General features: G+C 34.3%; 11 protein-coding genes. 6 read left to right on the top strand and 5 right to left on the bottom strand.

Annotated elements, in window-relative coordinates; all coding sequences use genetic code 11:
* The 5 genes from AC13CQ_RS02535 to AC13CQ_RS02515 all read right to left on the bottom strand — a co-directional run.
* Window positions 1–3,843 (bottom strand): DUF6443 domain-containing protein (locus AC13CQ_RS02535; RefSeq protein WP_482882696.1); only part of this gene is annotated, 3,843 nt, incomplete at its 3' end.
* A gap of 87 nt (window positions 3,844–3,930) precedes the next feature.
* On the bottom strand, window positions 3,931–7,164 hold the full coding sequence (locus AC13CQ_RS02530) for an RHS repeat domain-containing protein (protein ID WP_482882695.1): 3,234 nt from the start codon (window positions 7,162–7,164) through the stop codon (window positions 3,931–3,933).
* Between the two features lie 1,273 nt (window positions 7,165–8,437).
* Entirely contained in the window at window positions 8,438–10,531 is a 2,094-nt protein-coding gene (locus tag AC13CQ_RS02525) for an alpha-L-fucosidase (protein ID WP_474506732.1), read from the bottom strand.
* A 12-nt stretch (window positions 10,532–10,543) separates the two neighbouring features.
* On the bottom strand, window positions 10,544–12,082 hold the full coding sequence (locus AC13CQ_RS02520) for a sulfatase (RefSeq protein ID WP_474507764.1): 1,539 nt from the start codon (window positions 12,080–12,082) through the stop codon (window positions 10,544–10,546).
* Window positions 12,066–14,411, bottom strand: coding sequence for a glycoside hydrolase family 95 protein (locus AC13CQ_RS02515; RefSeq protein WP_474506734.1), 2,346 nt, complete (start codon window positions 14,409–14,411; stop codon window positions 12,066–12,068). Before AC13CQ_RS02515 ends, AC13CQ_RS02520 begins: the two co-directional genes overlap by 17 nt.
* Before the next feature lie 168 nt (window positions 14,412–14,579).
* Between AC13CQ_RS02515 and AC13CQ_RS02510 the strand changes: the two genes are divergently transcribed.
* From AC13CQ_RS02510 to AC13CQ_RS02485, 6 genes are all read left to right on the top strand, one after another.
* Window positions 14,580–15,770 carry a glucuronyl hydrolase gene (locus tag AC13CQ_RS02510; protein WP_474506735.1) on the top strand — a complete coding sequence of 397 codons (1,191 nt, stop codon included), beginning with the start codon at window positions 14,580–14,582 and terminating at the stop codon, window positions 15,768–15,770.
* Between the two features lie 371 nt (window positions 15,771–16,141).
* Window positions 16,142–16,705 carry an RNA polymerase sigma-70 factor gene (locus AC13CQ_RS02505; RefSeq protein ID WP_335587816.1) on the top strand — a complete coding sequence of 188 codons (564 nt, stop codon included), beginning with the start codon at window positions 16,142–16,144 and terminating at the stop codon, window positions 16,703–16,705.
* Window positions 16,706–16,827: 122 nt separating this feature from the next.
* Window positions 16,828–17,784: a FecR family protein gene (locus AC13CQ_RS02500; protein ID WP_337901986.1), complete on the top strand. Its 957-nt coding sequence runs from the start codon at window positions 16,828–16,830 to the stop codon at window positions 17,782–17,784.
* Between the two features lie 395 nt (window positions 17,785–18,179).
* On the top strand, window positions 18,180–21,368 hold the full coding sequence (locus tag AC13CQ_RS02495; protein ID WP_474506736.1) for a SusC/RagA family TonB-linked outer membrane protein: 3,189 nt from the start codon (window positions 18,180–18,182) through the stop codon (window positions 21,366–21,368).
* Between the two features lie 19 nt (window positions 21,369–21,387).
* Window positions 21,388–23,130, top strand: a complete 1,743-nt coding sequence (locus AC13CQ_RS02490; protein ID WP_008613157.1) for a RagB/SusD family nutrient uptake outer membrane protein — start codon at window positions 21,388–21,390, stop codon at window positions 23,128–23,130.
* Between the two features lie 185 nt (window positions 23,131–23,315).
* Complete coding sequence (locus AC13CQ_RS02485; RefSeq protein WP_040879676.1) at window positions 23,316–24,455, top strand: alkaline phosphatase; 1,140 nt, start codon at window positions 23,316–23,318, stop codon at window positions 24,453–24,455.
* Window positions 24,456–24,457: the final 2 nt, after the last annotated feature.

Below are 24,457 nucleotides of genomic sequence, written 5' to 3'. Positions count from 1 at the left end.
AAAAGCATCATACTTTGTAAAAAGCCAATCATTACTTGCTCTTAAATTTGCATCCTGTGTTAATATAGGTTGATCCAGTTTGTTATATACAATATATTCTACTCCCTTTCCTGGAAGTTGTTTTTCTACCAATCGATTACGGCCATCATATCTATACTGATACCCTAAAGCAGCTAATTTTGAATTGATCGTAGCCAAACTTGCCGTGGTGGCATTCAGCTTTGGAGGCAATACATAAGTTAAATTACCATAATCATCATAGACATAATATGTATCATGCGCTACAACCTGCTCATTAGTAGCTATGCTTCCATTCATATCAACATCTGAAGGACCATAAGTGCGTTTTAAGACAACTCGTCCTTGTTTGTCCGTGAACTCTTCCGTACTATGAAGCTTTCCAGAGGTATGATTCTCGTCGTAAGTGATCGTTTTATAGAGTTTACCTCCAGTAAAAAAGCCATTTCCTTTCAAACTTAAATTTGGCAAATAACCAGCTGTTATTTCTACTTCAAATTTACGCACTTGATCTGAGGCTGTATTTGCATCATAATCAAAAGCTATTTCATGTCCTGACCCTAATTGCCAATCCTTTCCAGGAGCTGCTTGTTTTAAAACTCTATTTAGAGGAGATGCTTCAAATGCTTTTTCAGAGTATGGATTCACTTCATTTATATCTATATCATCCGGATAATGAGTCTGATAATACGTTTGGGTGGCTCCTGCAGGATCTGTACTGCGATAACTCCCTAAGCCATCAGTAGCTTGATATGGTAACCAATCCTTGTCCTGACGCCCATAAGCATCATAACCAATATGAGTAACAAGGTCTTTAGGTGTTCGATCTATTAAATTACTCACTGAACTTTCACTACCATCTCGGTATTCAACTACAGGTTTATAAAAGTATTGACGTACATCTGTATTTGTGCTATAATACAAGTAACTCCTAAAATGAGAAGTGGTGGTATCACTACGCCATTTAAAGTCTTTTCCATTGAGAACCTTATTCCCAAATTGATCATATACTCCACTTAACCCAGAGTCACCTCCTGAATAAGTATAAGGATGTATAATTCCAACCATTAAATACCACTTATCAAGTTCAGGTAAATCTCCATACCAAAAGTAAGGATTGCTATCTGCTGTACCATCCAATCTATTTACATTCTTTGTCCCATGATAGGTAGTACCATCTTCTGATACCGTACGCTTTACCCAAACACTGTAACGATAGGATTTATTTTTATCCACATTAATGTAATCCGTATTCCAGCCACCATCAGCATCACTCGCTGCATCGTTACCACATTCCCATAAAATAGAAGTATTTCCAAAAGGGTTTATTCCTTCAATTCGCTTATTCTCTGTTGTAGCACCATTTTGATTATAAAATGCCGTTGATCCACTTCCTAAAGCCCAATCATTAACCCAACCTATCACGTCATTAGTCGATTGGCTTATCCCTGATGCCTTTATTCCCACCTGCTGCATTGGTCTACCTATACCATCAAAATAAGTTACCTGCTCGATAACATCTTTATTTTGTGTAATCCCAGCCTCTGTGCCCATTGGAGTCTGATACGTACGCGTATACACATAATTCTCATTACTTAAACTCGCTGCACTATAACTGCAACCATTATTCATTCCAAATTCAGAAGGACAAGCATCCGTGTTATTCTCCACATAACCCGATGGTTTAACGCTGCGATATACCCTATCATTTGGATTTCCAAAACCATCACCATCTGCATCCTTATAAAAATACTTCGGTTGAATATTAGTTATTAGATTCGTACTGTCATCATAATCATCGGCATTGCTTACATAACCTGAAGGCTGACTACATGCTGTTTGAGTAACACTCGAAGCTCCATAGCCGTCTCCATCACTATCTGCATACCAAATTGGCTGTGGCGTAACAGTAACCGTCATACTACCACTATATTTTGTCTCGCCACAAGAATAAACCCGTCTACGATAGTAACGTGTTCCTGTTAAATTTCCTGGAGCATAGGTGCTACTAGTAGCTCCACTTACATTACTCCAACTACTATTATTGGTAGACACCTGCCACTGATACGCATAATTCCCATCACCACCACTAGGGGAACTTGCATTGCCTAATGTTCCAGCGCTACTATTATAGCATATCGCTTTACTTCCATTTATCGAGCCAGGATTTATGCTAGCTCGCACAGTAACCGTCACACTACCACTATATTTTGTCTCGCCACATGATATAACCGCACGACGATAATAACGTGTTCCCGTTAAATTCCCTGGAGCATAGGTGCTACTAGTAGCTCCACTTACATTACTCCAACTACTATTATTGGTAGACACCTGCCACTGATATGAATAATTTCCATCGCCTCCAATTGGTGAACTCGCGTTGCCTAATGTTCCAGCGCTGCTATTATAGCATATCGTTTTGCTTCCATTTATCGAACCAGGATTTATGCTAGCTCGCACAGTAACCGTCATACTACCACTATACTTTGTCTCGCCACATGATATAACCGCACGACGATAATAACGTGTTCCCGTTAAATTTCCTAGAGCATAGGTGCTACTAGTAGCTCCACTTACATTACTCCAACTACTATTATTGGTAGACACCTGCCACTGATATGCATAATTCCCATCACCACCACTAGGGGAACTTGCATTGCCTAATGTTCCAGCGCTGCTATTATAACATATCGTTTTACTTCCATTTATCGAGCCAGGATTTAAGCTAGCTCGCACAGTAACCGTTACACTACCACTATATTTTGTCTCGCTACAAGAATAAACCCGTCTACGATAGTAACGTGTACTCGTTAAATTTCCTGGAGCGTAAGTACTACCAGTAGCACCACTAATATTACTCCAACTACTATTATTGGTTGACACCTGCCACTGATATGAATAATTTCCATCGCCTCCAATTGGTGAACTCGCATTGCCTAATGTTCCAGCGCTGCTATTATAACATATCGTTTTGCTTCCATTTATCGAGCCAGGATTTAAGCTAGCTCGTACAGTAAATTTAATTGCATTTGTATATTTATACTCCCCATTAGACTCAACTCGCCTTCTATACCATCTCGAGGAAGTTAGTCCAGTTGGAGGATCATATGTACTACTTGTAGCTCCGCTTATATTACTCCAACTACTTCCATTGTTAGAATATTGCCATTGATATGCAAAAGTACCAGTACATCCACTAGGAGCAGATTGACTATTCATATAACCTGGATTTCCTCCATAACAAATGGTACTTGCTGCTATGGTACTAATTGATCCTGGTGAAAAATTGGAATACACTGAATAGGTTACTTTACGTGCCGAACTCCAACAACCATTATTACTTAATGCCCTTAAATAATATTCTGTTCCACTAGTAAATGTTATGGATTGATTAGAATTACTGGTTGATTTTTGCCATGCTTGAGACTGCCAATAATACACTTGCCCACTTGGTGGGGAGGCTCTTGTTATTATGGTTTTACCACAGTCCATATCAATAGAGGGACTTGGTGGCATATTGGGTTTAGTAAAACCTTCATCTATTAATCCATCACAATCATTATCCCAACCATCACAAATTTCAGTTGCAAAAGGGTGAGAGTTTGGATCATTATCATTACAATCTGTATTATTCAATGAATATCCATTTGGTTTTGAGCTAGCACATACTTCACCAGCTGGATCGCCATATCCATCTCCATCGGAATCTCTGTAATAAAGGCTCTGTCCTATTGGGCAATCACCACCCTCTCCAGGCAAGCCTATCTGAGAAAATAGAGGGAAGCTCACAAATAATAAAAGTATAATAACTAAAAATTTCTTCATAGTATGGGGTATATAGGTTATTTTAATAGAAATAATACGAATATGATATTCCTATAATTTTACGATGAATCTTATATGCTTTTGAGCTTAATTTTTATACTTATATCTATAGTCTTCAATGAGATTTCCTTGATAATCTTTAACTGCTTTTAGCCTATTAAAATCATCATATTCGTAAAAAGATGTAAGTCCTTTTGGATCGGTTATCGTTTTCACACCATTCAACGGCTCATAGGTATAGATAGTCACCATGGCATCTATCATTGAAGCGTGGTTTCTTATCATATTTAGTTCTGTAGTCTTAGCAGATTCACTACTTGATATACTTTCTAAAACCGCCAAGTCAACCCCTGTATTAATCACCTCAGGGTAAGTTGCATTTGCAATCTTTGCTACAGGATATTGTCCATTGTAGCCCCATAAATATGTTACTGTAGTACCATCTGTTTGTCTTACCTCTGTCGGGTTCCCGTAATTATCATATGAAAGATATTCGACACGGGACTCATATACACTCTCTTCCTTTGTGAATTTCAAGATTTCTGGAAGTACTTTCCCACTCCATATTCCATATTTAGTTAACTGTCCATTCAAAAACTTATCATTACTATCTACAATTCCATTATTGTTAACATCCATATAATTATTAACCTGGATAGGCTCATATCTATTTTGCTGAATTAAAAGCTGCTCAACATTGGTAGGATTGCTAACATCATGGGCATATGTATAATGGGTTATAATTTTCTCATCTTGACTATTTGAAGTAATTTCTTCTGAAGGTAAAAGCGGATTATTTAAATATTTATTCTCTTTAATAGATATAACACTATCTCCTTCAAAGAAATCAACTTTTTTCACACTTTTTAGCCTATACCACTCACTAAAAAAACTATAAAACCCGAATTCCCCCACGGTTAACCCACTACCACTTACTTCGGTTTTAAACACAACCCCCACATTAGGATAGGGAGTTACATCTTTTGTCTCATAATTATTTTCTAAATATGAAACAGGGCTGTATAAACCATTTGCATATTTATAAGTTGTTTTTTTCTTTAAATTGGCTCGCTCCCAACTTACATCTAATTCTGGTAAATAAACGCCTTCACCTGCCACATAATCATAATGTTGTAGATTTCCTCGACTTGTAAACACATATTCTGTCTTTTGATTATTATTAGTATATTCTGTAACATTTTTATAAGACAAAATTCCACCGTTCACAAAGATAAATGGGATTTGACTATATGATGTGACCTTATGTACGTAGGTAGGGGGAGAATTTACACATCCTCCATTAAAGAAATGACTATCTAAAAAAACAGGAATGCTATACAATTGTCCACTAGTACTTCCAGTATTAAAATTATTATAATCATAGGTTTTAGTAATTGTATTTCCAAATCCATCATTTAAATTAATTTCACTAATCCGAAGCCCTCCAACGGTCATTCCATCTGATGGATCTGGTGTCTCATCTTGACTCCAAGAAATACTCATATTAAAATTAGATTCTTCTCCCCCTCCTTCACCTAATCCAGATCCCGCTTCCATTGCAGTTACTTTATAAGTCCCAGGTTCTAATTCTAATGAAAAACTTGTAGTACTTACATTTATCGAAATCGTAGGATCCGTAACTCCAACTATTTTCAATAAATAATCACATTCAAAGTTTGTTAAAGGGCTATTGTTATCACATCCAGTTACTGAAGCCGTAAAATCAACTTGGCCTATAATTCCTGGTTCGATAACAAACTCCTTTGAATAAGCATATAAAGAGCCTGAGGGTGTTTCATTTGCTGGGGCTTTATTAAAATTTAAGTACTTTTCTACAGTAGTATCTGAAAAATTAAAATTACTTGGAGCATATGTTCGATTACTTTCAAAAGAATACTCTATACTTCCCCCCGTAGGATAATGTATTTTACTAATATTAGACGCTTTTACTGACGAAGAGGCAACACTTCTTTTAGCATTATCATGATAAATTCCTGAAGAAAGTCTAACAGATGGAATTAAGTTTGGATTAGAATTCTCGCCATTGTAAAAGCCCCAATAATCTTGAGCATTCGAAAAACGACTAGGCAATAAAGTACTATTATATTCAAAAGTATAAGGGGGCTTGGAAATGTTATTTTTTCCCATTTCTTGAACTGACAATAATTTTAATCGATATCGTCTTTGTTGGGGGTCTCCTATACTAGTCCACCTTCCAGTTTCTAATTGGGATGTAAAATAATCATAATTAAAATGATACTTTTTTATAGCTACCTGTTTATTATTATTAAAGACATATATATCCTTTAAAGACTTGCTTCCCGATAAATCCATCCTTGAAACTGCATCTGAGACAAACTCTATATGATTGTCTCCAAAATGAATTTCTTCTAAAATACTTTGCTGAATCAAACTTGTACTAAATGAAGCACTATATCCAGAACTCAAACAATTTTTTTCAATTATTAATTGTTCGCTCGTTTTCACGGTGTTATTAATCAGCTCGGTTCCATAATCAAAGTGAATATTATCTCCCTTAGGACTAACAATATCAATCAAGTACCATGAACTAATAAAGTTAGGAATAGATTTACCATCTCTGGATAAGGAAAGACCACTAGTGGTATAATTAAACATATTCGCACTAGTATTTTCATCAATCGCTATGTCAGCTTTATCTTCGGAGATACCAAAATAAAATTTCACTCCATCTGGAGCTGTAAAAACCCAACCCACTATTGTTTTTATATTTATAGAATCATAAATAGGTGTCATTTTTATATTTGAGAATGGCATTTGAACAAACACTCCTGAATTCTGATTAAACATAAATTTCCCAGAATATCCCATGAAATTGAAACTAAAAATATCTGGTTCTAAATCAGTTCCTCCAATTTCAGAATCTTGGATATCGTCATAAATAGCTGAAGATCCTTGTTGATTATAGTCATTTCTAATATCCGAGACTTTTCGGGTCTCATACATATAACCAACACCGGGAACATCATCTGGAAGCCCTCTCATAGTTCTAGATACAACTCCACCAGCATTTAAACTCCATCCTAGGCCTACTCTGGAAGCAATTTCTTCTACTCGTATTCCTCCCGCATGATATGAAATACTTATTGGTAAATTCAAATCTCCATGCTTAATCTCATACAATGGGATTGAAATATTAGGAATTCCAGTTGATGTTGCTACTGGCATATCTACATATTTACCTAGCGATGCAGCTTCTGGAGATGGAGGTAGAATAGAGGGAAGTTCTTGTCCAAAAATACAGCTGGTAAATAATAGCAGACTAAGGTATATTTTATTCATATTGGGGTTCTTTATTGTTAAAAACAAGGATTTTATAAATCAAATTCACAATAGGTATGCTATGCTTAAAAAAGCATATCTAAAAAAAAAAGGAATAACGATATGATAGAATTTCTAAACACTATTGTATCATTACGTTATTTATGATTAGGAAACAGAGCTAGATTTTTATTGCCTGAAAGAATTCGTGGCAGTCTTTTTGAAAAGAATGTATATACATAAGTAGTCTTGTTTAGGTTAAATGTTTATTAGTAATAAGGGATTAATTCTATGTCGAAAATAATGAATATTTTTAAATATAAAAATATTCATGTTAATTTTTTTATAAAATAAAAAATAAAGAATACCCACTCTTAATTTAAAACCTTAAAAATCATTATATTAACTTCTGATGTATTTAATCCCATACAACAATAACCGATATTGACCATTGTAATGGAAGCTAACTAAATATTAGGCTTATTTTAGAGAATTATAATATCCCTGACAGAACATGAGATATAACTGTAAACCCCTTTATTAGAGAACACAAAAAATAAATTTATGTCACTAAAAATCTTAAATCCGTGTTAAAAATGTTAAAGTGATACTTTTATGGATACCCACTAAAATACAGAGTCTCCAGTTCCCTATAAACACTGGGGAAATATAATTTTAGTCGTTCTCCCCGACTCCACTTTTTGGACGACAATCCATATCACAAACCCTGTAATAAGTTGATTTACAGGGTTTTTTATTTTTTATCACTTTATATAATAGCAAATGATACGGCACTAAACGATACCTATATGGATACCCCCTTAATTCTCCAAAAAAAAGGTCTCGCTTTAATTATAAAATATTAATTTTCAAATGATTACAAATATTAAAGCGTTTTTAATTTTTATGGCTTTTGAATGGTTTTAGTCAATAAACCAGATTAAAATTTTCAATTATGAGAACGGATTACCATGTACATTTTTATATTAGAAAGACAAAAATTAAAAAAATGGCGTAGTTCAAGCAGATTTTAAGTGATCTAAAAAAGGAATGGCGCTACAAACTAAGTTTATAACGCCATTAAGAATCTTTTACAAAGAGATTTTTATTTGCACCAAGTACTTTAATAGGTTTATACAAGTTAATCGGATGGAAGTAAATTGTACATAAAGGAATTGAGATTATTATCTATTAAATTTCCCTTCTGAAAACCCCATAAATACTATTAAACTTTCATTATTATCCCCTCCATGAAGAGAATCTTTATCATTGCAATTATAGAGACTCTCTTTTATTAATTCAAAATAACTCCTATTTCTCCTATGGTAGTTTCTTTACTTTCTCCTGTTGTTTTATTGGCAATTAGTTTTATCCATTTTGCCTTGGTAGGAGCAAATACAACTTCTTGCTTAATTCTATTATTAACAATATTTCCAAATTCTCCTTGAGAGGTTTTCTTCCAGTTTTTTCCATCTGTAGATACTAAAAAAGTATAGTTAGTAATTAAACCATACGGAAACCTAGCCTGCATTGGCGTATATGTAAATCCTTTAATTATAAGTTCCTCTCCTAAATTTATCATCACTTCTTGAGTCTTATTTATATTTTTATCGGAGCTCCAAAATGTATTCGGATCATTATCTATTATTTTAGCCGCCGCTTTTTCCCCAGATGTTACTCTGTCTATTATCCACTTTTGCTTTGTATATTCTAACTGGATTTTCTTAACCTCAGTTTTTTCTCCCGTTTCTGTATTGACAGATACATACTGTAACACAGTCGGATTTTTAACCATAAAAGGAGCTGTATAATTAATGCCAGAAGTAGTTGGTTTGGAGCCATCCAATGTATAATACACTTCTATAGCACTATCTTGGATATGCATTGCAACTTCTCCCTGTTTATTGCGAGTAACTTTTGGTAATACCAACAAGTTTGGTGCTTTATACAATGCTACCTTGGACAACGTAATTGCTCCTTTTGCTTTTTTAATAGAAACTCTTACTTTGGATGCCTCTACAGCTTCAAATCTTAAAATTCTTTTATAACCAATGGTGGTCTCTTTAGCTACACTTTTCCATTTATTATTTACAAAAACAGCCACTGTAAACTCTTGAATTCTTTGCCCTAAAGGAATATATTCTTGTAATAAAATTCTATTTACTGTAGTTGGTTTTTTAAATGTAAAAAGCAATTCTGCACTGGTTACGGCATCATCTGTAGCCCAATAGGTTTCTGTATTTTGATCTATTACATTTGGCACATCAAAATTCTCATTCTCCCCCCTAACGTTAGATGCCTTTATCTTTGCATTTATTGCCAAATCTTCGGCAAAATCTTTATCTAACTGTGTACGAAGTAACATTAATTGCTGCTGATCTAATTGGTGTACCAATCCACGTTTATCTACTGGCAAGTTCAATAAAAGTGAGGCATTTCTACCAACAGATTTGTAATATATATCGATTAACTCTTCCAGTGTTTTAACTTGATGATCTTCTGAAGCATGGTAATACCAACCTGGTCTAATAGATACGTCTGCCTCTGCTGGCAACCAATGTGTTCCATCTTCATGTCCACCTCTTAATTCTTTGTATCTAGGCCATCCTGGGTATATTTCATCTCTCCGCATGACACTCCAATTAGTAGCATTTGCCTTTCCATTTTCATTCCCTACCCAACGGATATCTGGTCCGCCATCGCTAAATATAACCGCATTGGGTTGTAATTCTCTAACAATATTAACCGCTTTATCCCATTGGTAATACGTTTTATTATCAATCTTTCGTGTCTCATTTGCTCCTCCATAATATCCAGAACCTCCATTTGCTCCATCAAACCAAACCTCAAAAATAGCACCATAATTAGTTAATAATTCGCGAAGCTGCTCATGAAAAATAGAAACATATCTTGCATCTCCATAATGCTCATTATTTCTATCCCAAGGCGACAAATAAACGCCAAACTTTAATCCATACTCTTTACAAGCCTCAGAAAGTTCTTTAATAATATCTCCCTCTCCATTTTTATAAGGTGAATTTCTTATAGAGTGTTCGGTGGTTTTTGTTGGCCATAGGCAAAACCCGTCATGATGCTTTGCGGTAATTATAATAGCTTTCATTCCTGCTTCTTTAGCTACTCTTGCCCATTGCCTCGTATCTAAATTTGTTGGGTTGAATTGTTCAGGACGCTCGCCTCCTAATCCCCATTCCATATCTGTAAACGTATTCATGTTAAAGTGAATAAAAGCGTAATACTCCAACTTTTGCCACTCTAATTGTCGAGCAGATGGTGTTGGTTCTACGGGAACTGGAGCTACTACTTTAGGCTTACACGAAAGTATTGTTATTATTAAAAATAGTAATATGGTTGTATTGGCAGGTCTCATTAGTTTGTTTTTTTATAACGTTTCGGCTGGGTATTTTACAGTCTTCTTTGTTTTTTTATCTATTGGTAATTGTGCTTTTACCTGTTTTAAATAATTAGTTAGCTCGCTTGCAAGCTCGCTAACTACTTTACGCTCCTTATGCGATAAATTGTTCTCTTCTCCAATATCATTAGGAATGTTATACAACTCAAAATGCTGGTCTTTATAAAAATAGATAAGCTTCCAATCTCCTTTTCTTATCATGCTTGAGGTTCCTATTCCAGGGCCATTTCCTCCCCATCTATTTGGATAATGCCAAAACAGGGATCTATTATTGGATGTTTTATTTTTCTTTATTAGCGGAACAAAACTTTTTCCATCAACTTGTTGTATCGTTTCTACTTTTTCTATTCCAGTCATTTCTAGTATTGTTGGAAAAAAATCTTCAATAATTAAATACTCATTTGTAACAGATTCAGGTTTTATCACTCTAGGCCATTTAACAAGCATTGGTTCTCTAATTCCTCCTTCATACATAGAACCTTTTCCGCTTGCTAAGGGTTTGTTGTGTGTATGCAACTCGCCTCCTCTTTTGTGTGCGCTTAATCCTCCGTTATCCGACATGAACAAAATAATAGTGTTTTCAGCTAAATCATTTTCATCTAAATAATTCATAATATCCCCTAAGCTTTTATCCATTCCTTCTACCATTGATGCGTATTTTGCTTCCTCCTCATCAAGTCCTTTATCTATATATTTCTGCAAATACCGATTATCTCCATATAATGGAATATGCACTGCATAGTGAGCCATGTATAAAAAGAAAGGTTTGCTTTTTACACTATCTAAAGCAATCAAGGCTTCCCGAGTTAGAGCCTCTGTTAAAAATATATCTTTGCCATAATATTCTTCAAGACCTGGCACATCATTTAGGTGTTTTTTGTCTCCATTATTCCCAAAATCTTCAGTACCTAAATAACTATGTGGAGAACCTGCTGCATGCCCTGCTATATTAACAGTAAACCCAAGATTTAAAGGGTTTTCGCCTGGTGTGTCTATTGCTCCAAAGTGAGCTTTCCCAACATGAATTGTTTGGTACCCGTTATCTTTTAAAATTTGAGGTAACGTAGTGGCTAACACTGTTCTTTCCACTCCTTCTTCAGGAGAAATTCCGTTAACGTTCCAAGCGGGAAAACTCAAGTCTTCATCTTCATAATCGGTTGCTTTATTTTTTTCTAATGTCCAGTTTGTTACACAATGTCTAGCTGCATTCATCCCTGTCATAAAACTTACTCTTGTTGGCGAACAAACAGGTGTTGCGTAAGCCTGTGTAAACTTCATGCCCTCTTTTGCTAATCGTTCCATATTTGGCGTTTCATAGAGTTGATTAAAAGGTGTTTTCTTGTTCCAGAACGGTACAGATGTATCTTGCCAACCTAAATCATCTACCATAAAAACAACGATATTTGGTGGGTTTTCTTCTGATGAGTATTTTTCTACCTCTTGAGCATTCAGTTTAAAAAAGGTAATACTCAGTAAAACTAATAGCAACATTCTATTCCAAATTCCCATTGAGTTCTGTTTTCTGATTAGCAACTAAAGTAACTAATTGTTTTTTATTGTTGTATACTACTTCTACGTCTTTATTTTTTGCTGAAAGTAAATGTAAAGAAACTAATTTTCCGTTATTCCAAGTAATATCAACCTCTATATTTCCTCTTGCTTTAAGCCCAGAAATAGTTCCCGATTTCCATTGCTTTGGGAGGGTTGGTAATATTCTAATAAATCCTTCGTGCGATTGCAATAAAAGCTCTGCTATTCCAGCTGTATAACCAAAATTCCCATCTATTTGAAAGGGCGGATGCTCATCAAATAAGTTTGGTGCAATTGATTTTTCAAAAAATTTATTGATATTTTCTTCAGCGGACACAGCATCCAATAAACGCGCATTGAAATTAATCATCCATGCCCTACTCCAACCAGTTCCTGCTCCTCCATGCTCCAATCTGTATTCTATAGATTTTTGTGCTGCTTTAAAAGCATCTGGAGTTTCTGGTGTAATTTTATTTCCAGGATATAATGCGTACATATGAGAAATATGCCTGTGCCCTTTTTCTGCTTCTTCATAATTTTTATCCCACTCTAACACCCTTCCATCTGCTCCAATTTGAACCCCTGGACGTAGGTTTTCGGCTTTCTTTTTCACTTCTTTAATCAACTCATCATCTATAGCTAATATTTCTGAAGCACTTATTATGTTTCTAAAAACCTCCCCAATAATTTGTTGCCCCATAGCAGTCCCTCTTGAAACAGCAGCTGGTTTTCCATCGTTGGCGATATATGAATTTTCTGGAGAAGTCTCTGGATACGAAAACCATTCTTTTGTGCTTTCATCATATTGAAGCCAGTCGAGATAAAAAGTAGCCACCTCTTTTAAATAAGGATACCCCTGCTCTTTTAAAAACACTTCATCTTCTGTAAACAAATAATATTCCCAATAATGCTGAGCTAACCAACCAGCACCATGAATCCAAGCTCCCCAATATGGTGTTCTTGCTCTCATAAAAGTTGGCCCCCATAAATCGGTTGCATGATGCGACATAGACCCTCTATTAATTCCGTACTGTTTAGCAGTTTCTTTACCACGTATAATTAAACGATTTCCAAAATCAAAAAGAGGAAGCTCACATTCAGCTAAATTAGTTATAGGAGCCAACCAATAATTCATTTGCAAATTAATATTTAAATGATAATCGGCATTCCAAGGTGCTGTAATATGATTATTCCATATGCCTTGTAAATTTGCTGGATTTGTACCCTTTCTTGAAGAAGAAATTAATAAATATCTTCCATAATTGAATAAAGTTTCTTGTAAACCAACATCAACCACACCAGCTTTATAACGCTCTAAACGCTTATCTGTAGAGAACTCCTTATTAGAATTGTCTGTTTCAATATGCAGAGAAACTCTATTATACAAGTTTTTAAAATCTTGAATATGATTATTCACTAAAGCTTTATAACCTTTAGATTCGGCATTTTCAATAACAAGCTCAGCTTTCTCTATATAATCGGGATGATAATAGGATGTCTCGGTAGCAATAAGCAACAACACTTCTTTGGCATTTCTAACAGTTAACCTGTTTCCATTAGAAGTGATTATCCCAGATTTACTTTTAACCTTTAAGCGAGTTTGAAATTTAACTCCATTTTTAATAGGTGTTGGAACACTCTCTACAACTCCTCCCATTTGTGTAACTTCTCCATTCATCAACATTAATTGCTTTTCTGGAAAAGTAGCAACCTTTACTGTTTCAACCCCTTCATCTTTTGGTCTTGACATTTCAATATCGAAATCCATCCCATTTTGATTAGAATTTTCTAATTTAATGACCAATACATTATCTGGTTGCGATGAAAAAGCTGTTTCTTTAAAAGTATTTCCATCCACACTATAAGAAACATAACTAGTTGCTTTCTCAAAATCCAAGCTTCGTTTATAATTAGTTACTCCCCCTCTGTTTTTAAAATGCAAAAATAAATCGCCTGCCGTTTGATGAGAACGAACTATATCTTGTCTTGAGAATTTATCTATAATTAGCGAATCTGCTTCATGTACTTTTCCTTCATCAATTAATTTCCTCATCAGAGCTAAATCTTCTGCTGTTCCTTTCGCATTAGATAAGTTAGGGCTTCCCGGCCACATAGAATCTTCATTTAATTGAAAATGTTCTGTTTCAATACCCCCATAAATCATCGCTCCCATTCTCCCATTTCCAACTGGCAAAGTTTCCATCCAAGTATCAGCAGGCTGAGAATACCATACCCCTGAATTGCTTTGACCTACAGCATTTAACGACATAATCATTATTGAAGTAATAAAAAGTATTCGTAACATCATTATTTATTAATTTGTTTTGATTAATTTTCATTTAATATACATAAAATAAATAATAATTTTCGATAAAATTTACAATCGATTGTAAATTTTTGTACTTTTTATATATATTTGATTATTATAAAGCAATTATATTTCTCTTATTTCTAACTATAAAAATAAATACTAGCCATGATTAAATCCTTAAACACCCTAATTACATTAGTACTCGTTGTAATTTTGAGCGCATGTAAAGAACAAAAAAAAGAAACAGAAACTGTAAAAAAAATGGATCTTACTGAAACCATTACAGAACAGTATAACAAAGCATATCCAGAGGTAAACAAACATATTGAAGATAAAAAGTTTATTCCACGTGCTATAAAAGAAGATTCGACAAAATTTGTTGGCGTATACGACTGGACAAGTGCATTTTACCCAGGTACATTATGGCATTTATATAAAATTACAGGGGATGAAAAATGGAAAGAACGCGCTACCTTATACACAGAAAAATTAGACACCATTCAATACTGGCAAGATAACCACGACGTTGGTTTTATGATTGAATGTAGTTTTGGAAACGGAATAAAGTATGGTAACAAAAATTACGAAGATGTAATTGTACAAGCCGCAAAATCGCTCTCTACTAGATTTAATAAAAATACAGGAGTTATAAAGTCTTGGGAATGGAGTAAAAAATGGGAATATCCAGTTATTATAGATAACATGATGAATTTGGAGTTATTATTTAATGCTACTAAAATTTCTGGCGACTCTACCTATTACAACATTGCAATTACTCATGCTAATACAACAATGAAAAATCATTTTAGAGATAATTTTAGTTCATACCACGTAGTAGATTACAATCCAAAAAATGGTAAAATAATTAAAAAGAACACACATCAAGGAATTAGCGATGATTCTGCATGGGCTCGTGGCCAAGCGTGGGGGCTTTATGGTTTTACAATGTGTTATAAAGAAACTCATAATGAAGCATATTTAAATCAAGCCAAAAACATTGCAGCATTTATAAAGAACAATCCTAATCTCCCGCAGGATAAAATTCCGTATTGGGACTATAATGCTCCTGCAGGGAATAACACTCCTAGAGATGCATCTGCAGCTGCAATTACAGCTTCTGCTCTTTATGATTTAGCTACTTATGTAGATCAAAATGAAGCTAACGAGTATATTTCTTTTGCTGATGAAATTATGACTAGCTTAGCTTCTCCAGCTTATTTAGCTAAAATAGGAACTAATAGCGGGTTTATGTTAATGCATTCTGTTGGAAGTAAACCTCATGGAGAAGAAGTCGATTCTCCTTTAAACTATGCAGATTATTACTTTACAGAAGCATTGATTAGAAAAAACAAATAAGACGGACACTACATACATCTTAAAGTAAAAAATAGCCTTTAGGAAAAGCCTAAAGGCTATTTTTATGCTAAAAACTAATCTAAATGAATTCTTAATCAACTACCTCGGGGTTAACCTACAAGGTATTCAAAGGAAACAAATTTAATTCATTTCGACGCAGAGCCTTTCGGTAAACTCAGCACAGGCTCTGGGGAATTAGACCCTCTATGAGGGATTAAACTTCTTTCATTCTAAAAATCAAATAATCAATTTCAATACAAACTCTCTAATCAATTTAAAACAAGCTATAAAAATCAACCTCTAAAATAGATTCATGAGAATTTACAATACCGTAATGTTGGCGATTTTCTATTTTGCTAGATTTGCTTCTCATGAAGAAGTCAACTCTCGATAAAATTCCTTTAAAAAATCTTGCTGAACTGATCTCAAAATCAGATAAGGAAGCTTTCAATACTTTGTTTGATTTACTATGGGATCCAATGTATACCTATGCTACTTCTATAATAATGGACACGGCAATTGCAAAAGATTTAGTGCAAGAAGTATGGATTGATTATTGGCAACGAAGAGAATATGTAGAAGTTCAAAATATAAAGTCTTATTTATACAAAGCCATTCGTTACCGTTGTTACAACAACCTCAGAAATTCTAAGTTTAATAAAATTCAAATAGAAACTGCTAGTTCTATTTCGGTGAATCCTGATGTTGAATTAGATGAAAACGTAATTGCATTAGAAAATAAGATCTATCAATCTATTCAAGCACTTCCAGAGCGATGTCAGGAGATTTTTAGATTAAGTCGCGTTAATTTTATGAGCAATAAAGAAATTGCAAATCAATTAAATATCTCACAACGATCGGTTGAAAATCAAATTTCATTAGCATTGAGTAAACTCCGAAAAGATTTGTCCATTGTTAAGTTTCTGCTGTTTTAAACTCTTCAATTTTAACTAATAGTTAACAGAATATTAGAGAGGTTAAGAAATTATTAACCCTCACTTTTTTACTGTGCGCACATGTGTGTTTTTGGTACTTATAACTGAATACCAACAAAACAATGACAGAAAAAGAGATTAAAACCTTAATGAAGAAGTATCTCAACGGTACTATTTCCGACAAAGAGGAAACTTTACTAGAAGAATTTGATAGTAAGCTCATTCTAAAGAATAAAGACACTTTCCGTAATGAAGAAGATAAACAGCGGATTCGCCATGCTATTAGTAAGAATCATAAAGGCAAACATAACAATTCTTCTTTTAGCAACTTGGCAAAAGTTGCAGCTTCTATAGTTGTACTTTTTGGTTTAGGATATCTCTTTTTTATGATTGCCCCAATAAATAATGCTAAAGAAATACCCGTAGAAGAAGTGGTACTTCAAACAGAATGGGGACAAAAAATGAATCTTACTCTGCCAGATGGTACTCAAGTTCATTTAAATTCTGGAACTACTATAAAATTTCCAAAAAAATTTAGTGCATACAGCAGAGAGGTCAAACTAGATGGTGAAGCTTTTTTTGAGGTCGCCAAAAATCCTAATAAACCTTTTATTATACAAACAGGAGAAGTAAATACCATGGTTCATGGAACTTCCTTCAATATAAATAATTATGACGATAAAGACCGTGTAGAAGTTACAGTAGCTACCGGAAAAGTAGAAGTAAGTTCCAACGAAGAAAAAGTATTTCTTACTCAAAATGACCAAGCAATATTTGATAGAACTACTAAAAACATTACCAAAGAGCACGTAAATGCAGCCGATTATTTGTATTGGAAAAAAGGGATTATCAATTTTAAAGATGCTCCTTTAGCTGAGGCTTTAGAAGCTTTAGAGCGCTGGTATGGAGTATCATTTATAGTTAAAAATGAAAAAGTGAAACGATGTCATATTACTGCTTCGTTTAATAATGAAATTTTAACCGTCGTTTTAGAAAGTATCATCTATGCAAAAAAAGGATTGCAATTTGAATATATAGAAGATAATAAAATTATGATAAAAGGAAAATGTACAGACTAAATCAACTCCCTAGAGACAAACCCATGAAGTAATCAACTACCTCGAGGCAAGCCTGCGAGGTATTCAAAGGAGAATAAAACCCTCAATGAGGGATTTAAATGAAACAATTATAAATCACTCAACGCATCGTTCTTAGATAAACTCAGGGCAGGCTTTGAGAAATTAAACCATCATAAAAGGTTCAAATAAAAATCCATTATCAGCCTATGAAATAAAATCAACAATAAAACACAAAATAAAAAAGGCAGTCTGAGACACTTTGGCGAGCGGAAACAGACTACCTAAAGTTAACAATTACAAATAATAATCATTAAACGTTATGCTAAATTATGAATTCAATAACTATTAAACAATTAATCAAATTGACATTTCAATCATTTTGCTTTCTTATAATTATGTCACTCTTAAATCCTGTGCTAGCCGCAGATGCACGAGGACAAAAACTTGATCATTATAAAGTGGATTTCACTTTAAATAATGCATCAGTTGTAGAAGTTTTGCATCAAATTGAAAAGCAAACAGGCTTTAAGTTTGTGTATGATAGAAAAGTTAATCGTTTGCAAAACATTTACAATGTTTCTTACCACGACAGGTCCCTACGTACTGTTTTGGAGATTATGGCAAAAGAAGAAAACCTAACTTTTAGAAGAATCAATAAAACAATTTCTATCAATGTAAAACAAAAAGTTCCCGTTAGAGTTGTAGAAGTTGATTATAAAACCGTTACAGGATTAATTACCGACGAAAATGGAGTTCCATTGGCTGGAGCTACTGTTCTAGAAAAGGGAACTCTAAATGGTACTACTACAGATTTTGATGGAAATTTTTCATTAGAAGTAGAAGAGGGTGCTATATTAGAAGTTTCTTACATAGGCTACATAACAAAAGAAGTAGCCACAAATGTAAATGAAGATATTACGGTTCAATTAAGTCCAGATGAGACTCAATTAGAAGATGTAGTAGTGGTAGGTTACGGAACTCAGAAAAGAACAGACATTACAGGGTCTATTGGTTCTGTAAATAATGAAGATTTTAACAAAGGGCTGGTTACAAATCCAGGACAGTTATTGCAAGGAAAAGTAGCTGGTGTAAATGTTTCTGTTGTAAGCGGAGAGCCTGGTGCTACACAAGATGTTATTATTCGTGGTGTAGGAAGTTTACGTTCTGGCACTACTCCTCTCTATGTAATAGATGGTTTTGCATTAGATAATTCGGTTACAGGGGTAGCCACCAATCCATTAAACTTTATCAATTCTCAAGACATTGAAAAAATTGATGTTTTAAAAGACGCTTCGGCTACTGCTATTTATGGAGCTAGAGGAGCAAATGGAGTTATTGTAATTACTACAAAAAATGGTAAAGGCAATAAAGGACAAATGGATTTAAGTGTTGCATCTGGCTTTTCAACCCTTACCAACAAAGTGGATGTATTTAGCGCTAATGAATTTCGTGAGCAGGTTGCTGCTGCTGGTGGTAATTTACAAGATGGCGGAGCTAATACCGATTGGCAAGACGAATTAAGCAGAACTGCTTATTCTAAAAACATTAATTTCTCGTTAAGTAATTCCTCCGATAATTTTTCATACCGTGCTTCTTTAGGAGTAAACGACCAAGAAGGGGTTTTAAGAGGAAATGATTTACAACTGTATTCGGGGCGTTTAAATCTTACTCAAAAAGCATTTGATAACAAATTAACAGTAGAGTACAATTTAACGGCAAATAGAATTGAAAATTCAAGAGCAGATGCTCAAGCTATCGTTGGAGATATGTTACAGTTAAATCCTACGTTACCATTGTATACAGACGGAAAGCCAACGCTCTTAGAAAACAGATTAAATCCGTTAACAAGAGAAGAAATTTATAGCGATAAAGCTATAAATAATAGAATTTTGGCAAACATTGCTCCTTCTGTTAAAATAACAAAAGGATTAACCTATAAATTAAGTTTAGGGGTTGACTACTCTTCTACAAATAGAGATGTTCAATATAAACCATATACTTTATTAGAAGATTATGTAAATGGAACTTTAAACTCAATTTACACTTCTAATAAAAATACCTTAATTGAAAATACATTAACGTATAATCTTTTTAAAGAAAAACATAATTTAACGTTTTTAGCGGGGCATACGTATCAAGAAACCTTTGTAGAGCAAAAGACTTTTGAGTTAGAAGGCTTTTCTGACAATGGTATCGATCCAAAATATCAAGATCAAATTAGCGGAGAAAGCACCCCAACATACATGAATACTTTTGCTGTTAAAAATGAATTACAGTCGTTCTTCGGAAGGGTAAACTACGCATTTGATGATAAGTATTTACTTACAGCAACTATGCGTGCCGATGGTTCTTCTAAATTTGGAGACAACAATAAATACGGATATTTCCCTTCTGTTGCCATTGGATGGAATTTAATGAACGAAGAATTTCTAGTAAATTCTACTACTGTTAGCAACCTTAAATTACGTGCTAGTTGGGGTAAAACTGGAAATCAAGAAATCCCTTCTAAAATAACAAAATTAAGTTACACAGACAGTAAAGGAGGGAACGATAGTTACCCAATAAACGGAAATGAAAATTCAATTGAAGATTATCCATATGGTACCATTTTTACAAGATTGGCTAATCCTGACATTCAATGGGAAGTTTCTACACAAACTGATGTTGGATTGGATTTTGGTTTTTTCAATAATAAATTAACAGGAGCCATAGACTACTTTAATAAAGTATCTGAAAATATCTTATTAGAGGTTACTCCTGCAGATCCTGTGCAGCCAACAGATAGATATTGGACTAATATTCCAGATATGGAAATTAAAAACAACGGAATTGAATTCACTATAGATTACAATGGAACTATAGGAAACGATTTTGGATTCAATCTAGGAGGTAATATAGCGTATACCGATAATAAAGTGGAAAACTCTCCATACAAAGTATTAACCACAGGAGCAGCACAAGGTGCAGGTCAAACCGATGCTACCATCAATGGTAATATCAATGGAGAGCCTATTGGTTCTTTTTACATGCAAGAATTTATGGGTATTGGAGCAGATGGATTAAGCATCTTATCAGATGATCGTACGGTAGTAGGTAGTGCTTTACCAGATATTGTATATGCCTTTTATTTAAACCTAAATTATAAAAACTTTGATTTAGGAATTAATTTCAACGGAGTTTCTGGAAATAAGGTGTACAACCATACTGCTATGTCTTTGTTTGGAAAAGGACTTCTAGCATCTAATTTTAACACTACAGATTTAGCAACGCAATATCCTAATGAAGATACTACCAATTCAAATACAGTATCGACTCGTTATTTAGAAGATGGAGATTTCCTACGTTTAAATAATACTACTATTGGCTACAATTTAAAGCCAGAGCTTATAGGAATGGGAGAATGGATTAAGAGCATTAGATTTTCTGTTACTGGTCAAAACTTATTTGTGATTTCCAAGTATAGTGGTTTTGATCCTGAAATTAACTCCAACCTAACATTAGATGGAATTCAAACTTTTGGTATTGATTATTTCAGTTACCCAAAAACAAGAACTCTTTTATTCGGTTTAAATGTATCATTCTAATCAAAAAAAATACTTGAAAATGAAGAATAGAATTATAATAGCACTTTTCGGAATCAGCTTATTTTCAAATATAAGTTGTACCGACCTTAACGAAGAAGTTATAGACGAGTCTTTAGACGGAAGCGGACAAGCAGAAGCTGTAAGTGGTGCAATAGCACCTGCTTATGGACAAATAGCATGGACTTGGAGGCATACAAATTATTACGGACTACAATTAATTCCTTCTGATGAAGCTATATTGCCATATCGAGGCGGAACAGATTGGTATGACAACGGTAAATTTTTAGATGCGCATACGCATGATATTTCTCCAAGTAACGATTTAGTAGGAAGTTCTTGGAATGAAGTTACCAAAAATATCTCTAGAACCCTATCGGCAATTGAAGTTTTAAAACCTTTGGCAGAAGCTGGAGATGCAGAAGCCGAAGGAGCCTTGCATGAAATGATTGCGCTTCGAGCTTACTTAAACATGTTAACATTAGATAGCTGGGGAATTGCTTTTAAAAAAGAAACTTCAGAAGAGCTTTCTGAAATTTTACGAGGACAAGAAGCTATAAACTATATCGAAAGTGAATTAATTTCAGTAGTAGACATTATTAATACAAATAAAGCGCCTGGGAGAATGTCTCAAGCCGCTGTTTGGGGACTTTTAGCTAGGTTATATCTTAATGCTGCGGTGTATAGAGATCCTTACGGAACTCCACAATTTTCGCAAGAAGATATGAAAATGGTTGTTCAGTATACAGATAATATTATTAACTCTGGAAAATTCTCTTTTTCACCAGAATATTTTGATTTATTTAATGATGACAATCATGATAACCCTGAACTAATATTTGCATTAGACCAACGTGGTGTTTTAAACAATGAACATAGCCGTTGGGCATATTGGTCGCTTGCAGGATCTTGGTTTCCTAGACCAGAGCATCCAAGTGCCGATGGTACAGATGGTCCAGCAATTACCTCAGATTTTTACCAAACTTGGGTAGATGCCTACGGAAATGTAGATCCAGCAGAGGCAGATGCTAGGTTTTATAAGAAAAATCAAGATATTCCTGTAGCACTTCAAGATTTAACTGGCTTATCTCCTTTAAATGATGAAGCTCATTATTATTGTATGGCAGCCGAAGATTTTGAAATCGATAGAGGAATTATTCGTGGCGTAATTTGGGGACCAAGAAAAGATGATAATGGGTCTTTTTATACGTGTGATGGAGGTTACAGAATATATCCAGTTAAACAAACAAAAGGAAATGGACCAGATAAGGATGTTGCCTATGTAAACCATACCTTAAAAGTTGATTTTTCCAACCAAGGGCGTTTGCATGCAGCAGGATATAGAGCCTCAAAATATCAGTTTAGTCACACGTCTCCAAACGGAAACAATTACAGCAGTGTAGACCTTGTTTTAATGCGTTATGCGGAGATATATTTAATGAGAGCAGAAGCAAAATTAAGATTAGGAGATAATGCAGGGGCTTTGGCAGATGTAAACAAGGTAAGAACCTCTAGAACGGCACGTGCACCTATTCCAGCAGCTCTAGCAGCTATAGATTTGGAATCGTTATATAGAGAGCGTGGATTTGAATTATACTGGGAAGGCTTTAGACGTGGAGACCAAATTCGTTTTGGTCATTATGAAGATGCTTGGACAGAAAAAACAAGTAGCGATGTTCACCACCGTCTCTTTCCTATCCCGCAAGATGCTATTGATGGAGCTTCCAATATTTCTGGATACATAGAGCAAAATGCAGGATACTAAAAATAATAAATCAATTACCTCAGGGCAAGTTCAAGAGGTATTCAAAAGAAAATAATTTAATCCATTTGGATGTAGAGCCCTTCGGTAAACTTAGGGCAGGCTCTGGGGAATTAATCTATTTTATGAGAGCAACAAGTTGTATTAATAGCTTGTTGTTCTCATTCATTTTAAATCAATTAAAAAATATGAAATTTTCAATTCAAACAATAGTACTTCTACTAGTGTCTTTAAACACTATTGGTTGTGCAACAAAAGAAAATAAAAAAGAAGTTGAAAAAGAAAAAGTAGGTAACGAAATAGCTCAAACTCCTAATATCATACTAATGGTAGGCGATGGAATGGGGATTTCTCAAATATCTACAGCTTTTTACTTTGGTGAAAGTACTCCTAATTTTGAACAATTTTCGGAAATCGGCTTAATGAAGACTTCAAGTACAAGTCATACTATTACAGATTCTGCCGCTGGAGCTACTGCATTTGCAACAGGAGAACGCACCTACAATAGAGCTATTGGAGTTTCTAAAGATACTGTTGCTGTTCCTACAATTTTGGAACAATTAAAAGAGGAAAACTATCAAACTGGCTTAATTAGTTTAACATCTATTACCCATGCTACTCCAGCTAGCTTTTATGCGCATGTAAAAGATCGAGATATGCATGAGGAAATAGCAGAACAAATGACCAAAGGGAAGGTTGATTTTTTTGCTGGTGGAGGATTGGATTTTTTCACCAAACGAAAAGATGGAAAAAATTTGTATCAAGAAATGCAGCAAAATGGTTTTCAGATGGATTCTGTAAACCTAATCTCTTTTAATGCTGATAAAAAAAATGGATATCTGTTAGCTGCCGATGCTTTCCCATCTAAAACGCAAGGAAGAGAAGGTTTTCTTCAAGAAGCTACAAAATTATCTTTGGATTATTTTGACGCTAAAAAACAACCATTTTTTTTAATGGTAGAAGGTTCTTTTATAGACTGGGGAGGTCATGCTAAAGATGCTGATATGATGGTTCAAGAAGTATTGGATTTTGACAAAACATTGGGGATTGTATTAAACTATATAAAAGAAAATCCAAATACGTTATTAGTGGTAACAGCCGACCATGAAACTGGTGGAGCTAGTGTAGGAAAATATTATGATGTAGGTGCTAATGGAAAAAAAGTAGAAAATCCAGAAAAGGTAGCAGTTTCCTTTAATACCGATCAACATACGGGACAATTAATTCCAGTTTTTGCTAAAGGCATTGGAGCAGAAAATTTTCAAGGAATTTATCAGAATAATGAAATTTATCATAAAATGTTTCAAGCAATAAATAAAAAGAAATAGCT

The organism is Galbibacter sp. L-19 (assembly GCF_056857615.1).
This window is presented reverse-complemented; position numbering and strand designations above follow the sequence as displayed.

What these genes read in the sequence shown, in the direction of transcription:
- AC13CQ_RS02530 (WP_482882695.1), bottom strand. Translation starts at nt 7,164, where the DNA reads ATGAATAAAATATACCTTAGTCTGCTATTATTTACCAGCTGTATTTTT.
- AC13CQ_RS02525 (WP_474506732.1), bottom strand. Translation starts at nt 10,531, where the DNA reads ATGAGACCTGCCAATACAACCATATTACTATTTTTAATAATAACAATA.
- AC13CQ_RS02520 (WP_474507764.1), bottom strand. Translation starts at nt 12,082, where the DNA reads ATGGGAATTTGGAATAGAATGTTGCTATTAGTTTTACTGAGTATTACC.
- AC13CQ_RS02515 (WP_474506734.1), bottom strand. Translation starts at nt 14,411, where the DNA reads ATGATGTTACGAATACTTTTTATTACTTCAATAATGATTATGTCGTTA.
- AC13CQ_RS02510 (WP_474506735.1), top strand. Translation starts at nt 14,580, where the DNA reads ATGATTAAATCCTTAAACACCCTAATTACATTAGTACTCGTTGTAATT.
- AC13CQ_RS02505 (WP_335587816.1), top strand. Translation starts at nt 16,142, where the DNA reads ATGAAGAAGTCAACTCTCGATAAAATTCCTTTAAAAAATCTTGCTGAA.
- AC13CQ_RS02500 (WP_337901986.1), top strand. Translation starts at nt 16,828, where the DNA reads ATGACAGAAAAAGAGATTAAAACCTTAATGAAGAAGTATCTCAACGGT.
- AC13CQ_RS02495 (WP_474506736.1), top strand. Translation starts at nt 18,180, where the DNA reads ATGTCACTCTTAAATCCTGTGCTAGCCGCAGATGCACGAGGACAAAAA.
- AC13CQ_RS02490 (WP_008613157.1), top strand. Translation starts at nt 21,388, where the DNA reads ATGAAGAATAGAATTATAATAGCACTTTTCGGAATCAGCTTATTTTCA.
- AC13CQ_RS02485 (WP_040879676.1), top strand. Translation starts at nt 23,316, where the DNA reads ATGAAATTTTCAATTCAAACAATAGTACTTCTACTAGTGTCTTTAAAC.